This window comes from Leuconostoc suionicum (genome assembly GCF_001891125.1).
In the GTDB taxonomy this organism is placed as follows: Bacteria; Bacillota; Bacilli; order Lactobacillales; family Lactobacillaceae; genus Leuconostoc; species Leuconostoc suionicum.
This window is the reverse complement of sequence record NZ_CP015247.1, coordinates 1,543,567-1,557,694: the sequence shown is the minus strand read 5'-3', so window position 1 is coordinate 1,557,694 and position 14,128 is coordinate 1,543,567. Positions and strand designations below refer to the sequence as shown.

At 37.6% G+C, this 14,128-nt stretch carries 16 protein-coding genes; 14 read left to right on the top strand and 2 right to left on the bottom strand.

The window, feature by feature from the left end; translation table 11 throughout:
- Nucleotides 1-167 precede the first annotated feature (167 nt).
- From A6B45_RS07740 to A6B45_RS07680, 13 genes are all read left to right on the top strand, one after another.
- Entirely contained in the window at nt 168-830 is a 663-nt protein-coding gene (locus tag A6B45_RS07740; RefSeq protein WP_072614056.1) for a 2,3-bisphosphoglycerate-dependent phosphoglycerate mutase, read from the top strand.
- Nucleotides 827-1,897 (top strand): glutamyl aminopeptidase, encoded by a 1,071-nt coding sequence (gene pepA, locus A6B45_RS07735; protein ID WP_072614055.1) that lies wholly within the window; start codon nt 827-829, stop codon nt 1,895-1,897. Before A6B45_RS07740 ends, pepA begins: the two co-directional genes overlap by 4 nt.
- Nucleotides 1,897-3,069 (top strand): FtsW/RodA/SpoVE family cell cycle protein, encoded by a 1,173-nt coding sequence (locus A6B45_RS07730; protein WP_072614054.1) that lies wholly within the window; start codon nt 1,897-1,899, stop codon nt 3,067-3,069. The genes pepA and A6B45_RS07730 overlap by 1 nt, the downstream gene beginning before the upstream one ends.
- Nucleotides 3,066-3,356: a YlbG family protein gene (locus tag A6B45_RS07725; RefSeq protein WP_072614053.1), complete on the top strand. Its 291-nt coding sequence runs from the start codon at nt 3,066-3,068 to the stop codon at nt 3,354-3,356. Before A6B45_RS07730 ends, A6B45_RS07725 begins: the two co-directional genes overlap by 4 nt.
- A 22-nt stretch (nt 3,357-3,378) precedes the next feature.
- Nucleotides 3,379-3,933: a 16S rRNA (guanine(966)-N(2))-methyltransferase RsmD gene (gene rsmD / locus A6B45_RS07720; protein WP_072614502.1), complete on the top strand. Its 555-nt coding sequence runs from the start codon at nt 3,379-3,381 to the stop codon at nt 3,931-3,933.
- Nucleotides 3,934-3,936: 3 nt separating this feature from the next.
- On the top strand, nt 3,937-4,425 hold the full coding sequence (gene coaD, locus A6B45_RS07715; RefSeq protein ID WP_072614052.1) for a pantetheine-phosphate adenylyltransferase: 489 nt from the start codon (nt 3,937-3,939) through the stop codon (nt 4,423-4,425).
- Nucleotides 4,409-5,500, top strand: coding sequence for a SepM family pheromone-processing serine protease (locus A6B45_RS07710; RefSeq protein WP_072614051.1), 1,092 nt, complete (start codon nt 4,409-4,411; stop codon nt 5,498-5,500). Before coaD ends, A6B45_RS07710 begins: the two co-directional genes overlap by 17 nt.
- A gap of 64 nt (nt 5,501-5,564) precedes the next feature.
- Complete coding sequence (locus A6B45_RS07705; RefSeq protein WP_072614050.1) at nt 5,565-6,200, top strand: helix-hairpin-helix domain-containing protein; 636 nt, start codon at nt 5,565-5,567, stop codon at nt 6,198-6,200.
- A 1-nt stretch (nt 6,201) separates the two neighbouring features.
- The gene (locus A6B45_RS07700; protein ID WP_072614049.1) at nt 6,202-8,484 is read left to right on the top strand and encodes a DNA internalization-related competence protein ComEC/Rec2; all 2,283 of its coding nucleotides are present in this window, start codon (nt 6,202-6,204) and stop codon (nt 8,482-8,484) included.
- Nucleotides 8,453-9,454, top strand: a complete 1,002-nt coding sequence (gene holA / locus A6B45_RS07695; protein WP_072614048.1) for a DNA polymerase III subunit delta — start codon at nt 8,453-8,455, stop codon at nt 9,452-9,454. Before A6B45_RS07700 ends, holA begins: the two co-directional genes overlap by 32 nt.
- Before the next feature lie 47 nt (nt 9,455-9,501).
- Nucleotides 9,502-10,587 carry a DNA polymerase IV gene (gene dinB, locus A6B45_RS07690; protein WP_072614047.1) on the top strand — a complete coding sequence of 362 codons (1,086 nt, stop codon included), beginning with the start codon at nt 9,502-9,504 and terminating at the stop codon, nt 10,585-10,587.
- Between the two features lie 39 nt (nt 10,588-10,626).
- Nucleotides 10,627-11,607, top strand: a complete 981-nt coding sequence (locus tag A6B45_RS07685; RefSeq protein WP_072614046.1) for a DHH family phosphoesterase — start codon at nt 10,627-10,629, stop codon at nt 11,605-11,607.
- The gene (locus A6B45_RS07680; RefSeq protein WP_014325045.1) at nt 11,607-12,971 is read left to right on the top strand and encodes a DEAD/DEAH box helicase; all 1,365 of its coding nucleotides are present in this window, start codon (nt 11,607-11,609) and stop codon (nt 12,969-12,971) included. The genes A6B45_RS07685 and A6B45_RS07680 overlap by 1 nt, the downstream gene beginning before the upstream one ends.
- Nucleotides 12,972-13,028: 57 nt before the next feature.
- On the opposite strand, the gene rpsT is transcribed toward A6B45_RS07680, so the two are convergent.
- Entirely contained in the window at nt 13,029-13,280 is a 252-nt protein-coding gene (rpsT, locus tag A6B45_RS07675) for a 30S ribosomal protein S20 (protein ID WP_002815336.1), read from the bottom strand.
- A gap of 49 nt (nt 13,281-13,329) precedes the next feature.
- The gene (gene rpsO, locus A6B45_RS07670; RefSeq protein ID WP_011680241.1) at nt 13,330-13,599 is read right to left on the bottom strand and encodes a 30S ribosomal protein S15; all 270 of its coding nucleotides are present in this window, start codon (nt 13,597-13,599) and stop codon (nt 13,330-13,332) included.
- 219 nt (nt 13,600-13,818) lie between these two features.
- On the opposite strand from rpsO, the gene gatC reads away from it, so the two are divergent.
- Complete coding sequence (gene gatC, locus A6B45_RS07665; RefSeq protein ID WP_025268372.1) at nt 13,819-14,127, top strand: Asp-tRNA(Asn)/Glu-tRNA(Gln) amidotransferase subunit GatC; 309 nt, start codon at nt 13,819-13,821, stop codon at nt 14,125-14,127.
- Nucleotide 14,128: the final 1 nt, after the last annotated feature.

Below are 14,128 nucleotides of genomic sequence, written 5' to 3'. Positions count from 1 at the left end.
ATTAAAATATCTTCGAGCTGACATCGTCGATAATTGATGTTTCGAATAATGATATAATCATACTAATATTAAAAAATGATCATTTGTGAGCAATCCAATATTTGCTTACGTAGCTTTAAAATGATTGAAACGATATAATGGGAAGAGTATAAAAAAAGGAGTTGCATATGGCTGCTAAACTTGTGTTAGTTCGCCACGGAGAGTCAACAGCAAACCGTGACAATGAATTTACCGGATGGACTGACGTTCCACTGACCTTAAAAGGGGTTAGACAAGCGAACCGTGTTGGTGAAGTTTTGAAGCGACATGGTTTGCAATTTGATGTATCATTTACTTCTTTTTTAAAGCGCGCAATAATAACTGACAATATTATATTAGAAGAAATTGAGCAGTTGTGGTTACCACTCCATAAGGCTTGGCAACTCAATGAGCGGCACTATGGTGCATTACGTGGTTTGAACAAAGATTATGCTCGTCAACAATATGGCGCAAATAAAGTTGCCTTATGGCGACGTAGTTATACGGCTACGCCACCTCTATTAGAACACGTTACTCCAGATAGACGTTACCCAGAAGGCCTAGAACCACGCGGTGAGAGCTTGAAAATGGCCAGCGATCGGCTTGTTCCTTATTGGCATTCAAAAATTTTGCCTCAGATTCAGCAGGGTAAAAACGTCTTAATCGTCGCACATGGTAGCTCCCTACGGGCTTTAGTCAAATATATAGAACATATCAGTGATGAAGACATAGACGGTCTTGAGATTGACAATGGCGAACCAATTTTGTACGAGTATGAAGAAGGATTTAGTGAAAGGATTTATTTAGAATGAATGATAGAACATGGGCTCGTGTAAAAAAGTATACAGAACTACAAGGCACTTCTGGCCAAGAACATGCTATTCGTCAATCTTTCCGTTCTGATTTGGAACCATTGGTTGATACAATCCACCAAGAGGGACTTGGTGGTGTTTACGGTGTTAAAGAGGGACAACAAGGTCCACGTGTAATGTTTTCAGCGCATATGGATGAAGTTGGATTTATTGTGACAGATATTCTGCCTAGTGGTGCACTTAAAGTGGCCGCTCTTGGTGGATGGAATCCAGCAGTAATTAGCTCGCAAAGATTTACTTTGTTCACAAGTAAAGGTAATTATCCTATTATTTCAAGTTCTGTGTCACCGCACTTATTACGCGGCAGCGCTCACGGCCCACAGATGCCAACCGTAGAGGATGTTCTATTTGATGGCGGATTTTTGGACAAGGATGAAGCGTGGTCATTTGGTGTCCGTCCTGGGGACTTTATTGTGCCACAAGTATCAACAGTTATGACAGCGAATAAAAGGCGTGTAATATCTAAATCATGGGATAATCGATTTGGACTTGTGACAATATTAGACGCTTTGGAAGAACTCGAAAATGTTCAAACACCTAATACCTTGATAATGGGTGCCAATGTTCAAGAAGAAGTTGGGCTACGAGGTGCACATGGCGCCGTCAATTTACTGAAACCAGATATTTTTTTCGCAGTTGATTCTAGTGCTGCAGATGATACTTCAGGACAAATTGGACATCAAGGAATCCTAGATCAAGGAACGTTATTACGTGTTTTTGATCCAACTGTTGTTATGCCGCTGCGCTTAAAAGAATTTTTGTTATCTGTGGCTGAAGATAATCATATTCCTTATCAGTACTTTGTTTCCAAGGGGGGAACTGATGCAGCAGCAGCTCAAACTGAGTTAACTGGTGTGCCAGCCGTTGCATTAGGTGTTGCTTCTCGTTACATCCACACCCACCAAACAGTTTGGTCAATTAAGGATTTTGAGGCATCTAAAGCGTTTGTTGTGGCCATTGCCAAAAATTTGGATGATGCAAATCTTAAAACTATTATGGGCGATTAATGTTTAAAAAAATCAGAAAATTAGATTATTGGATTGCGGTACCATTTGCCATACTCAGTTCGTTGGGTGTGGTAATGGTTTTTTCGGCGAGCTTAACGAATTCAGCAATGATAAACTTCTACAAACAACTTCTTTTTGTTTTCATTGGTTGGATTGGTGCGTTTACTTTATTTCATTTTAATATTAACAATTGGCGCAATGAAAAATGGATAAAGGTGATGATGTTTGGTATAATTGGACTTTTAATTATTGCCAGAATAATGCCAGCAGTTAATGGCGCTCATGGTTGGATTCCGCTGGGAATTATTACTTTGCAACCGGCTGAGTTTTTAAAATTAGTTTTGATATTATACTTTGCTGACTTTTTTGCTAAACATCCATGGCAACCACACGTTAAATTATTACAACAGCCAATTGGCCAACTCAATGCTTGGCTTTTACCTTTTTCATCTCTATTTTTGCTATTTATTATGCCAGACAACGGTAATATGATTATTGCTGCCCTCATTATGCTAACCATTGTACTTGCAGCTGGTGTGTCTAAAAAGGTTACCGTTGCCTGGTTTGCTATCGCGGGCATTGGGTTTGGACTTTTACAACCAATCATTAATTTGATGGATAAAGTATTTCACCTGACTGGTAGTACGCATTATGGTATTTTAAGATTAATTAATTTTGTTAATCCTTGGGCTGACCCAGATCAAAGTCGTCAACTACTATATGGTTATTACGCCATAGCTCATGGTGGCATGTTTGGTGTTGGTTTAGGAAATTCTCTCATAAAACCCTATCTACCTGAATCAAATACGGATTTTATTATGGCAGTAATGACAGAGGAATTAGGGGCAGTAGTGACCGTAATTGTGTTAATTTTACTATTAATAATTATTACACGACTTATTATTTTGGGTATTAGACAAAAACGGCAATACCAACGATTAGTTATGTATGGTGTAGCGACCTTATTGTTTATCCAAGCCTTTGTTAATTTAGGTGGTGTTATTGGTGTGTTACCAATAACGGGTGTTGTTTTTCCATTTATTTCTGGTGGTGGATCATCATATATAGCTTTTAGTGCTGCTATTGGCTTAACGTTGAATATTGCTGCGCAACAGAAGAAAAAACCAGTCATTCATCCAAATGATACAGTGGCTAGAAAGGATTATCGATGACATTTCAAATACAACCACGCCGTGCAATTTACATCTATATCAATAATATAAGGCATGTACAACAGCTTAAGAAGTTTGGTCAAATTACTTACATATCTCGCAAGATGATGTTTGTGGGTTTATATGTGAATGATGAAAATGTTGAACAATTAGTTGAAAAAATTAAGCAATACAAGTTTGTAAAAAAAGTCGTTATGTCGCCACGTCCGGAAATTAATCCTGATTTAGACAATTTGCATGATGACATTTTCTTTGAAAATTATGATGAAGGAGGAAATACAAACTAAGGGGTTTGTATATCGTATAATCATGCGGGTAGTATCAGGAAGATTTCGAGGGACACGCCTTGAAGCAGTCAATGGCGACAAAACACGTCCGACAACGGATAAAGTGAAAGAAGCCATGTTTAGCATGTTAATGCCGTATTTAGACGGCGGGAATGTACTTGATTTATATGCAGGTACAGGAGGCCTGAGCATTGAGGCTGTTTCAAGAGGAATGACGCATGCTACGTTAGTAGATCGACAGTTCCAAGCAATTAAGGTCATTCAAGAAAATATTGAGAAGACACATTATGCTGATGAGTTTACGGTCCTAAAGTCGCCAGCGCAACAAGCTTTGCTTAATTTTGTAGCCAATTCAAAAAAATTTGATTTGATTTTTTTGGATCCACCATATGCTAAAGAAACCATTGCTGCAGATATGTCGTTTATGGCAGAAAATGGGTTATTAAACTCGGGTGCCATTATATTGGCTGAAAGCAATGATGAGGCAAATTTACCAAATGAAAGTGATGATTTCTCAATCATTCAACAGAAACATTATGGTATAACCGTAGTGACGATATATCAATATGAGGGCTAAATTATGAGTATAGCAGTATTTCCTGGTAGTTTTGATCCGTTAACCAACGGTCATTTAGACATTATTAAACGTGCTAGTGGCATATTTGAAAAAGTAATCGTAGGTGTTGGTAATAATACAAGCAAAGCAGCGCTGTTTACACCAAAAGAAAAAATGACATTAATTAGTACTGTCGTTAAAGATTTACCAAATGTTGAGGTAGCAATCATGAAGGGACTAACAGTTCAATTCATGAACGAAGTTGGTGCTAAATATATTGTTCGAGGGCTTCGAAATGGTAAAGATTTCGAGTATGAACGTGATATTGCAGGAATGAATAGTGCTCTGGCAGATGTTGAGACCGTTTTACTACTTGCAAAACCGGAAAATCAAAATATTTCCAGTTCTATGGTCAAAGAAATTGGTAGCATGGGTGCTGATAATATGGTAAAGTTTGTCCCAAAGACCATCGTTGAAGCACTAAAGGAGAGGCTGAATGCGCAAAAAAAGTAAAATAATTCTTGCCATTGTATCCCTTTTGGTGATAACTGGAATCGTAGCTGGTGTTTGGCCATTGAGTGGATACATTGAGTCACCCGGTGAAGCCGATGATTTATCGAAATTTGTTAAAATTGACGGTAAAAAAGACACTTCTAAAGGTCAGTATAGAATCACATCTGTTTATTTATCACAAGCCAATGGCTTTAAATATTTAGAAACTAAGATTAATCCTCATTTGTCATATGCAACAGCGGAGGATGTTACAGGCGGTCAAAGTTCTGCCACTTTTAGTAAGGTTCAAGACTTTTATATGCAAAGTGCAGTCGCCAATGCTGAGCAGGTTGCATTTAAAAAGGCTAATAAACCTATTACGACAAAGTATCGTGGTATCTACGTATTGAGTGTCTCTTCTAAATCTCATTTCAAAAAGAGTATCAAGGTAGGGGATACAATTACTGCAATCGACGGTCATCACTACGAAAACTCAGATAGCTTTATTAAATATTTAGCCAATAAATCCAAGGGAACCAAGGTCACTGTTGACTACACTCGTGATGGTAAAAAAGGTCAAGCAACTGGTGATACAATTAAGCTCGCTGGTACCAAGACGACGGAATATCCAAATGGACGTGCTGGAATAGGTATTGTGCTGACGGATAATGTGGCTGTTACAACGACGCCAAAAGTTAGCGTCAATGCTGGTCAAATTGGTGGACCTTCTGGTGGCTTAATGTTTACCATACAGATTTATGATCAATTGACTGGCGATTTATTAGCTAAAGGACGTAATATTTCTGGTACTGGTACAATGAGTGCTGATGGCTATGTGGGTGAAATTGGTGGTATTGATAAAAAGATTATGGCTGCTAAGGCAGCCGGATCAACAGTGTTCTTTGCCCCATATGTAAAGCCAAGCAAAGAGTTACTCAAGTATGAAGAGCAACATAAAACTAACTATATGCTAGCTCGAGACACGGCTAAAAAATATGCACCTAAATTAAAGGTTATTCCTGTGCAAACATTTGATGATGTAATCAATTATTTGCAAACAGGGAAAGTAATTAAGACAACTGACAGTGTGAAATAAAGCTTATCTGCTATGGTAAGCTTTTTTATTTTGAAATTCGTACTATGAAAGTAGAGGAATTGAAATGTCAGACATGTTAGAAATTGTAAAAGAAAAATACTATGAGTATAAAATTTGGATATTCATCATTTTACTTATTCTCGCTGCTATTATTTATTGTGCATATTCTCATCAGACCAAAGAAGTACAGCAGACATCATTGTCTTCTTCAATAAGCAGTACAAGTGGTGTAAAGAAATCTGAATCTAGCCACGAAAATAGGTCAATTGTAATGGTTGATGTTAAGGGAGCTGTTAAAAACCCCGGAGTTTACAAAATTACTAGTTTTGCACGTGTACAAACAGCCATTGCACAGGCTGGTGGAACCCTAGAAGAAGCAGATATGCAGCAAGTTAATTTAGCCCAAAAATTGACGGATGGACAAATTGTGTACGTACCGATGAGAGGAGAGACATCTTCTACTCCTGTAAACAACGGTAGTACGTCAGCAATGTCTACGACAGATAATGAAGTTATTAATTTGAATACTGCTACGGTAGTGGAGTTACAAAAATTAGATGGAATTGGTGTCAAGAAAGCGGAACAAATTATTGCATATCGTGAAGAACACGGTGAATTTAAATCTATTGAGGAAATTAAACAGGTTTCCGGCATCGGTGAAAAAAGATTTGAAGCTTTGAAAGATAAAGTGACTGTTTAATATGGCGCGGGTTTTAATGTTTGCTAGTTTGTTGATAGCAAGTTTAACTGGCATTATCTATTATTCATGTGCAATTACTTGGTTCCTCTTTTCTTTTATGGTCGTACTGTGTTTTTGGCAACGGAAAATTGATCTTTTGTTCAAAATTTTACTGTTGACACTACCTTTTATGGTTTATTTTATTTATAATTCGCATTGTTTACAGCAACAAATCAGTCAAAAAAATGATAAGCAACATCATGTAGCAGGTATCATTTTTCCAGATGACATTCAAATTGATGGAGCAAATTTCAAGGCCACAGCTCAGTTAGATAACCATGAGAAAGTCAAATTATATTGGATTTTTCCAGATGAAAAGATAAAAAACATGTGGCTTGAAAACAATAAAGTCATTTCTTTTCAAGCAGAAACTGAATTCACGCGTATACCTGAACCAACTAATTTTAATCAATTTAACTCTCAAAAATTTTATTTAACAAAGTCAATCACACATCAAATCAATATCAAATCATGGCATACGGAGGGAGCCAAACCGTCAACATTACTACAAAAAATTAGATATCAACTCCATGAATGGCATAGCATGGGTATCCATAATGCCGAACGGCTTCCTTCTCCGCTTAGTGCATATGCAGAGGCTTTAATTCTTGGAACGACACCTCAGTCCTTATATGAAGATAATCCAGGAGTACAAACGTTAGGATTAATTCACTTATTCAGCGTGTCAGGATTCCACGTGACTTTCTTAATGACAATGCTGATGCAAATATCAAGAAGAATCTGGTTACCAAAAGAATATACTATATTGGTGTTGAGTATAATATTGATCGCATATTTTATATTTGCAGGTGAACCCGATGTATTAATTCGTTCTATCGTTTCAGGAGAATTAATATTGTTAAAGGACATAACAAATAAGAGGATAAAAGCTCAGGTTATCTGGGCGTTGAGTCTGTTGTTTAGTTTAGCTATTGTGCCACAAATTTTATTGACGTTAGGAGGACAACTGTCATTTGCCTTAACCTTTTGCTTGACATTTGCACAGCGACTAACATTTTGGCAAGCCAATCTTTTGATGAGCTTAGTTAGTTTTCCGCTTATTATTCAACAACAATATACTTGGCACGTTCTGCAAACGTTGATTAATTTTGCTGCGATTCCTATTTTTGGTACAGTAATTGTTCCTTTGGTTATGGTAGGTTTTTTTGGTCAATTTATTCCACTTTTGACATATATAACCAATCTAGTCATCCGGTATTTTGCTTATATGGTAGATTTTTGTGCAACGTTACCAGGAAATTTTGTGGTTGGTAAAATACCTGACGCACTAGCTGTAGTACTTTTGTTTTTGGCTTTAGGGATGTTTGCGCGTGAACCCAAAATTAAGCATGTCGCGAGAATATCATGGCTAGTTTCCTTTGGTGTAGCCATGATCTGTGTACATCTTCCATATCATGGTGAATTTGCAACTTTTGATATAGGTCAAGGGGATGCAGCAGTGATTCGTGAACCGTACAACAAGACAATTACGTTAATAGATACTGGAGGAAAAGTAACGTTTGGCGAACAGCCAGCGTGGCAAAAACAAAAGTACGTCCGTACCAATGGCGAAACGGTAATTGTTAATTATTTACATAGCCGGGGGATTAGTAAGATTGATAACTTGGTCCTATCACATCATGATCAAGACCATATCGGTAATGCTAAAGTCATATTAACAAAAATGAATGTTAAAAATGTTATTATTCCAGCTGGAATGATGCAGCAATCGTCGTTTAAAACCGAAATTAAACCATACCTTAAATCAGCAAAAGTAACAGAAGTTACCAATAATATTCAAGTATCAAAACTACCGCTTCAAATAATTCACCCGTTTAAAAGTGGTCAAGCAAAAAATGAGGATTGTATCGCGTTATTTGGCAATATTGGAGGGAAAAATATTTTCACTGCTGGCGATTTAGACCAATCAGGAGAAAAAAAGATTGCAAATTTCTTTCCAGATATGCATGTTGACATCTTAAAGTTTGGTCACCATGGTTCAAAAACATCGACAAATCCTGAAGTTATCAACAAATGGCATCCTGAAATTGGTATAATATCTGCCGGACGAAACAATCGCTATAACCATCCAAATAAAGAAACACTTGAAACAGCCCGGAATAATAAAATGACTGTCTTTAATACACAAATAAATGGTATGATGTGTTATGAATATTCAGGATTAAACGGACATTTTAAGGTAAAAATACCCCATGAACCTAAAACAACTACAACAGCAAATTGAAAATAATGCCATGGCGAATTTTTATGTCGTGACAGGGGAAGAAGAAACATTGATCAGTCATGTAAAATCAATGTTTAAGGAACTAGTTGATCAAGAAGATCGTGATATGAATTATTCCCAGATTGATTTAACCGAACAGACATTGGATGTAGTGATTAATGATGCTATGTCCGTTCCTTTTTTCGGCAATCGTCGTGTTATTGTGGTTAAAAACCCACAATTTTTGACTGCTACAGGAAAAGTTGGAGACCGCGACCAAGAATTATTATTAAGATTATTTGAGCAACCAGTATTGCAAAATATTGTTGTTTTTTTTGCTAATGATTTAAAATTAGATAAGCGTAAAAAAGTAGTAAAGGTCCTTCTGAAAACGGCTGAAAATATTTCTTTACCAGCTCTTAATGAGCGCCAGGCGCAACAGGCTATCGTCCAGCAACTAAATCAGCGCTCGTATGCCATAGAACCAGAGGCACTTCATGAATTAATGCAGCGTACTAATGCCCAGTACACAGACATGAAAAACGAATTGCCTAAGTTAATAACCTATGCGGAACAAACAAAAAAAATAACACTAGATGTAGTATCGGCATTAGTTCCCAAAACACTGACAGCTAATGCGTTTGATTTGGTAGACGCAGTTATTAAACGACGACCTCAAGAAGCACTAACCCTTTATTACGATCTTTTACAGAGTGGCGAAGCCCCTTTGCGATTAAATGCTGTTTTAACTAATCAATTTAGATTACTTTTGCAGGTAGCAGGATTATCTGGAAATGACCAAGACATTGGGGCGCAACTCAAGGTGCACCCTTATCGAGTAAAATTAGCCAAAGAAGCATTAAGGTCTTATCCGCCACAATTTGTACGAACAGGGTATCTAGGTATGATTGATATCGAAAAACAATTAAAATCCACAGCTCAAGATCCTGAACTTTTATTTGAGCGGTTTATTTTAAAAAATTTTCAGTAATAATTTTTATTGAATAGGAACATTTGTTCCTGTGATAAAATTATAGTATGCCAGAATTTCTTATCACAGCAGACAATAGAAGAATTATTCACGTTGATCTAGATGCTTTTTACGCCCAAATTGAAATGCGTGATCATCCCGAGTTGCGTAATCTGCCGCTAATCATTTCGCGTGACCCTACTGAGTCGAACGGACGTGGTGTTGTGGCGACTGCTAATTACGCCGCCAGAAATTTAGGAGTGCACTCAGCAATGAGTGCTGCCGAAGCCAAAAGATTAGCGCCAGATGCATTTTTCATGCGACCGGATTTTCAGAAATATAAGATGATATCTCAGCAAATTCATCATATTTTTCATCAGTATACTGATAAAATTGAACCTATTGCATTTGATGAGGCATACTTAGATCTAACAGATAGCGTACTTACGGGAGCGACATTAGCGGCAAAAATTCGTCACCAAATTCTAAAAGAAACGCAGTTGACCAGCTCAATTGGTGTTTCGTACAATAAATTGTTGGCGAAGTTAGCATCAGAATTCAATAAGCCAAATGGCGTTACTGTAATAACAAAAGATAATGCATTAGATTTCTTGGCAAGATTACCAATTGCTTCTTTTCGAGGAGTTGGAAAAAAAACACAAGAAAAATTTGCAGTTCTGGGTGTTGAGAATGGCGCCCAATTGCGCATGATTCCTCAAGAAACATTACGAGCCCAATTTGGAAAAATGGGTGAGCATTTGTTTTGGCAGGCTAGAGGGGTTCATTTTGGCGAAGTTCAATGGCATCGTCAAAGACAATCCGTAGGAAAAGAAGAAACATTTGATCAATTTGTGCAAACAAGAGATGAAGTTAATCTAGAGTTCAAAAAATTGGCTGTGGGAATTGTTAAAATCATGAAAAATAAAAAGTTAGTAGGACGTACGCTAAATATAAAAATTCGTGACAGCGAATTTAATACTATCACACGTTCTGTAACTCAAAGTGTGCCTTTCAAATTAGAAGCCGGAAGTATAGTATCTGTAGCACAGACAATATTTGATGAGAATATGAATACGGATTTTTCTATTCGTTTATTGGGAATATCACTTAGCAACCTACAGTCTAGCGGATTTGAGGAAATGACGCTGTTTTAATGTTACAATAATAGAAAATAATAATTAGAAAGTTTAAACATGTCAGTAATCGAAGAACAAATATTAGAACAGATCAAACGTTACGATACAATAATTATTCATCGGCATCAACGACCTGACCCTGACGCTTTTGGTTCACAGTTGGGTTTGAAAGAAATATTAAAAGCAAGCTTTCCAGAAAAAAAGATATATGCTGTGGGTAAAGAAGTTCAAGGATTAGCATGGATAAATGAAGATGATAATTTCATGGATGTTATACCCGACGCTACTTACAACAAAGCTCTTGTCATTGTAACTGATACAGCCAATGCGCCACGTGTAGATGACCAACGTTGGCCAGCTGGTTTAGAAGTTATTAAAATAGATCATCATCCAAATGATGAACCATATGGGGATTGGCAATGGGTTAAAGATGGTCACTCCGCCACAAGCACAATGATTTTTGAGTTTTATGAAAAGCTTAAAGATCAAGGCTTGGTGATGACCAAAAAAGCGGCGCGCCTATTATATATTGGTATTATTGGAGACACGGGTCGATTTATGTATAGCATCGATTCAGAAACGTTCCGTGTGGTGTCAGAACTGTTCAAGTATGATTTTGACTACCAAGAAATTCATCATGCGATGGCTACCATTTCGGAAAACGCAGCAAAATTGTCAGGCTATGTTTTGCAAAACATAAGCATATTGCCATCGGGATTTGCTTATGTTATTTTAACCAAAGAATTGTTAAAGCAATTTGACTTGAAAGACGCCGGGACAGCTTTTGTTGTACCATTGCCATCAAAGATAGATTGTGTGAAATCATGGGCTATTTTTGAAGAACAAGATGAAGGGAACTATCGTGTCAGACTGCGCTCACGAACAATTGCAATTAATAAGATTGCAAACCAATTTGAGGGTGGCGGTCATCCAATGGCTTCAGGAGCTTGGGCGCAAAATCAAGGTGATATAGATCGCTTAATCAATATAGTTGATAGCGCTCTTAGCGAGAAGCAAGACGCAGAAAAGGAAGATTGATGGCTGAAAAAGCAAACCAATTTGGACAATTTAATTTAAAAAAGGAAGTTATTGACGCATTAAGTGCTATTGGTTTTTATGAACCAACTGCAGTGCAAGCAAAACTAATTCCTGATGTTTTACAAGGACGAGATGTAGTCGGACAATCGCAAACTGGTTCTGGAAAGACGCACACATTTTTGATTCCAATCTTGAATCAATTAGAGCAGGATAAAAAATACGTACAGGCAGTGATTACGACACCTTCACGTGAATTGGCGGCGCAAATTACCAAGGCGATGAAAGAATTTTCTAATCAGCTAAATACTGACATTTCTATTTCTGAGTTTGTGGGTGGAACGGACAAACAACGACAAATTAAACAATTAGAAAATCACCAACCACAAATTGTCATTGGGACACCGGGACGGATTAAAGATTTAGTTGAGTCTGGATCATTGAAGTTACATGCAGTTCATACACTTGTTGTAGATGAAGCTGATATGACGTTAGATATGGGATTTTTAAATGAGGTCGATTATATTGCAGGTGCAATGCCTGAAGGACTTCAGACACTGGTGTTCAGTGCGACAATGCCAGAAAAGTTGAAGCCATTCTTGAAAAAATATTTAGATAACCCACATTTTGAAGCCATACCAGTGTCAACGGTCATTGCTGATACAATTGACAATTGGTTATTAGCTACTAAGTCAAAAGATAAGAATGACATTATTTATCAAGTCTTAACCATTGGTAATCCATACTTAGCATTGGTTTTCGCTAATACCAAAGAGCGTGCGAAGGAAATTTCGAGTTTTTTGCGTGGACATGGTTTGAAAGTGGCCGAAATACATGGCGATATTGAACCACGTGAACGTCGACGTGTGATGAAAGCGATCCAAAACTTAGAATACCAATATGTCGTGGCAACAGACCTTGCTGCACGTGGTATTGATATTGAAGGTGTTTCGCATGTCATTAATGATGATATACCTGCCGAATTAGAATTCTTTGTTCACCGTGTGGGTCGGACGGGCCGTAATGGTTTGCCTGGATTAGCCATTACGTTGTATGGCCCAGATGAAGAAAATGAAGTTGCTGAATTAGAAGCCTTGGGTATCACTTTTAAGGCTAAGCAAATTAAAGGCAATGAAATTATTGATGTTAAGGATCGAAGGGCTCGTGTTCAGCGAGTAGCCACAACCAAAAAGTTGGATTCAACTATGGTTGGTATGGTTAAAAAGAAGAAGAAAAATGTCAAGCCAGGTTACAAACGACGCATTAAAAATGCAATCCAGCGTAAAAATCAAATGGATCGTCGGATATCTCAACGACAAGAAATGAGAGCAACACGCAAAGCAAACAAACAACGTGGAGAGCATTAAAAAAAGGGCTTGGAAATTTTTCCAAGTCCTTTTAGTATTCAAGGAAGTAGAGGTTAATTACTTAACGTACTTAGCTAAACGTGACTTTTCACGTGAAGCTTTGTTCTTCTTGATCAAACCTTTTGAGTAGGCGTGATCAATGGCTGAAGAAGCAGCCTTGTATAATTCTGCTAAGTTGTCTGTACCAGCAGCTGCAGCTTTTTCAAACTTTTTTACAGCTGTACGGTAAGCGCTGAGTTGTGGTTCGTTACGGTCGTGTTGCTTCTTAGTAAGACGAACACGTTGAATTGCTGATTCAATAACAGGCATATGTCTTTTCTCCTTAAATTTGATACGAGGTTTTCAAGTAATCCTAAGATTAACGACGCAAACCTAAGCGTTGGATCAATTCACGATAACGTTGAATATCAGTATTGCGGAGGTAACGTAATAAGTTACGACGGCTACCAATCTTCTTCATTAATCCACGTTGTGAGTGGAAATCATGCTTGTGAGCTGCCATGTGTGTGTTCAACTCGTTAATATCAGCAGTTAAAACTGCGATTTGTACTTCAGCTGAACCTGTATCGCCTTCGTGGCGGGCGTATGCCTTGATGATTTCGTTCTTACGTTCTTGTGTAAGTGCCATATTTATATCCACCTTTCTAAAATGTCGCCAGAGACTGCGTAAAGCGATGGTGAGCCGCTCAACAAAGTTACTGGTCGTGTTGTTTGTACAACGCTCTTAATTATACAGGAATACCATTGAAATGCAAGGCGAGAGATTGACAAATATGTGATAAAATGGATTAGTATATAAACACTGAAAGGAAGTGTGCTTACAGAAATGTATGCACCCGCGGAATTTATGGCCGAAACAACAATCACACGTGACGAAGTTGCCCATGTTGCAGGGTTAGCCAAATTAGCTTTTAACGATGCCGATCTTGACCAATTTACAACACAATTGGGTGATATCTTGAATATTTTTGATACGTTGAGCGAGGTAAATACTGATGACGTTATCCCAACTTATTCAGTGACGGAAAATGTTAATCATTTGCGTGAAGATGTCGCAAATAACTGGAATCAAAAACAAGAACTTCTTAATAATGCACCACTTGAAGCTGCAGATTTAATTAAGGTTCCTGCAATTTTGAATGGTGAGGGGGAATAAC

Excerpts from the sequence above, each read along its gene's own strand:
- dinB (WP_072614047.1), top strand. The coding sequence starts at position 9,502 with ATGCCAGAATTTCTTATCACAGCAGACAATAGAAGAATTATTCACGTT.
- rpsT (WP_002815336.1), bottom strand. The coding sequence starts at position 13,280 with ATGCCTGTTATTGAATCAGCAATTCAACGTGTTCGTCTTACTAAGAAG.
- holA (WP_072614048.1), top strand. The coding sequence starts at position 8,453 with ATGAACCTAAAACAACTACAACAGCAAATTGAAAATAATGCCATGGCG.
- A6B45_RS07710 (WP_072614051.1), top strand. The coding sequence starts at position 4,409 with ATGCGCAAAAAAAGTAAAATAATTCTTGCCATTGTATCCCTTTTGGTG.
- A6B45_RS07725 (WP_072614053.1), top strand. The coding sequence starts at position 3,066 with ATGACATTTCAAATACAACCACGCCGTGCAATTTACATCTATATCAAT.
- A6B45_RS07685 (WP_072614046.1), top strand. The coding sequence starts at position 10,627 with ATGTCAGTAATCGAAGAACAAATATTAGAACAGATCAAACGTTACGAT.
- A6B45_RS07700 (WP_072614049.1), top strand. The coding sequence starts at position 6,202 with ATGGCGCGGGTTTTAATGTTTGCTAGTTTGTTGATAGCAAGTTTAACT.
- gatC (WP_025268372.1), top strand. The coding sequence starts at position 13,819 with ATGGCCGAAACAACAATCACACGTGACGAAGTTGCCCATGTTGCAGGG.
- pepA (WP_072614055.1), top strand. The coding sequence starts at position 827 with ATGAATGATAGAACATGGGCTCGTGTAAAAAAGTATACAGAACTACAA.
- A6B45_RS07730 (WP_072614054.1), top strand. The coding sequence starts at position 1,897 with ATGTTTAAAAAAATCAGAAAATTAGATTATTGGATTGCGGTACCATTT.
- rpsO (WP_011680241.1), bottom strand. The coding sequence starts at position 13,599 with ATGGCACTTACACAAGAACGTAAGAACGAAATCATCAAGGCATACGCC.
- A6B45_RS07705 (WP_072614050.1), top strand. The coding sequence starts at position 5,565 with ATGTCAGACATGTTAGAAATTGTAAAAGAAAAATACTATGAGTATAAA.
- rsmD (WP_072614502.1), top strand. The coding sequence starts at position 3,379 with ATGCGGGTAGTATCAGGAAGATTTCGAGGGACACGCCTTGAAGCAGTC.
- A6B45_RS07680 (WP_014325045.1), top strand. The coding sequence starts at position 11,607 with ATGGCTGAAAAAGCAAACCAATTTGGACAATTTAATTTAAAAAAGGAA.
- coaD (WP_072614052.1), top strand. The coding sequence starts at position 3,937 with ATGAGTATAGCAGTATTTCCTGGTAGTTTTGATCCGTTAACCAACGGT.
- A6B45_RS07740 (WP_072614056.1), top strand. The coding sequence starts at position 168 with ATGGCTGCTAAACTTGTGTTAGTTCGCCACGGAGAGTCAACAGCAAAC.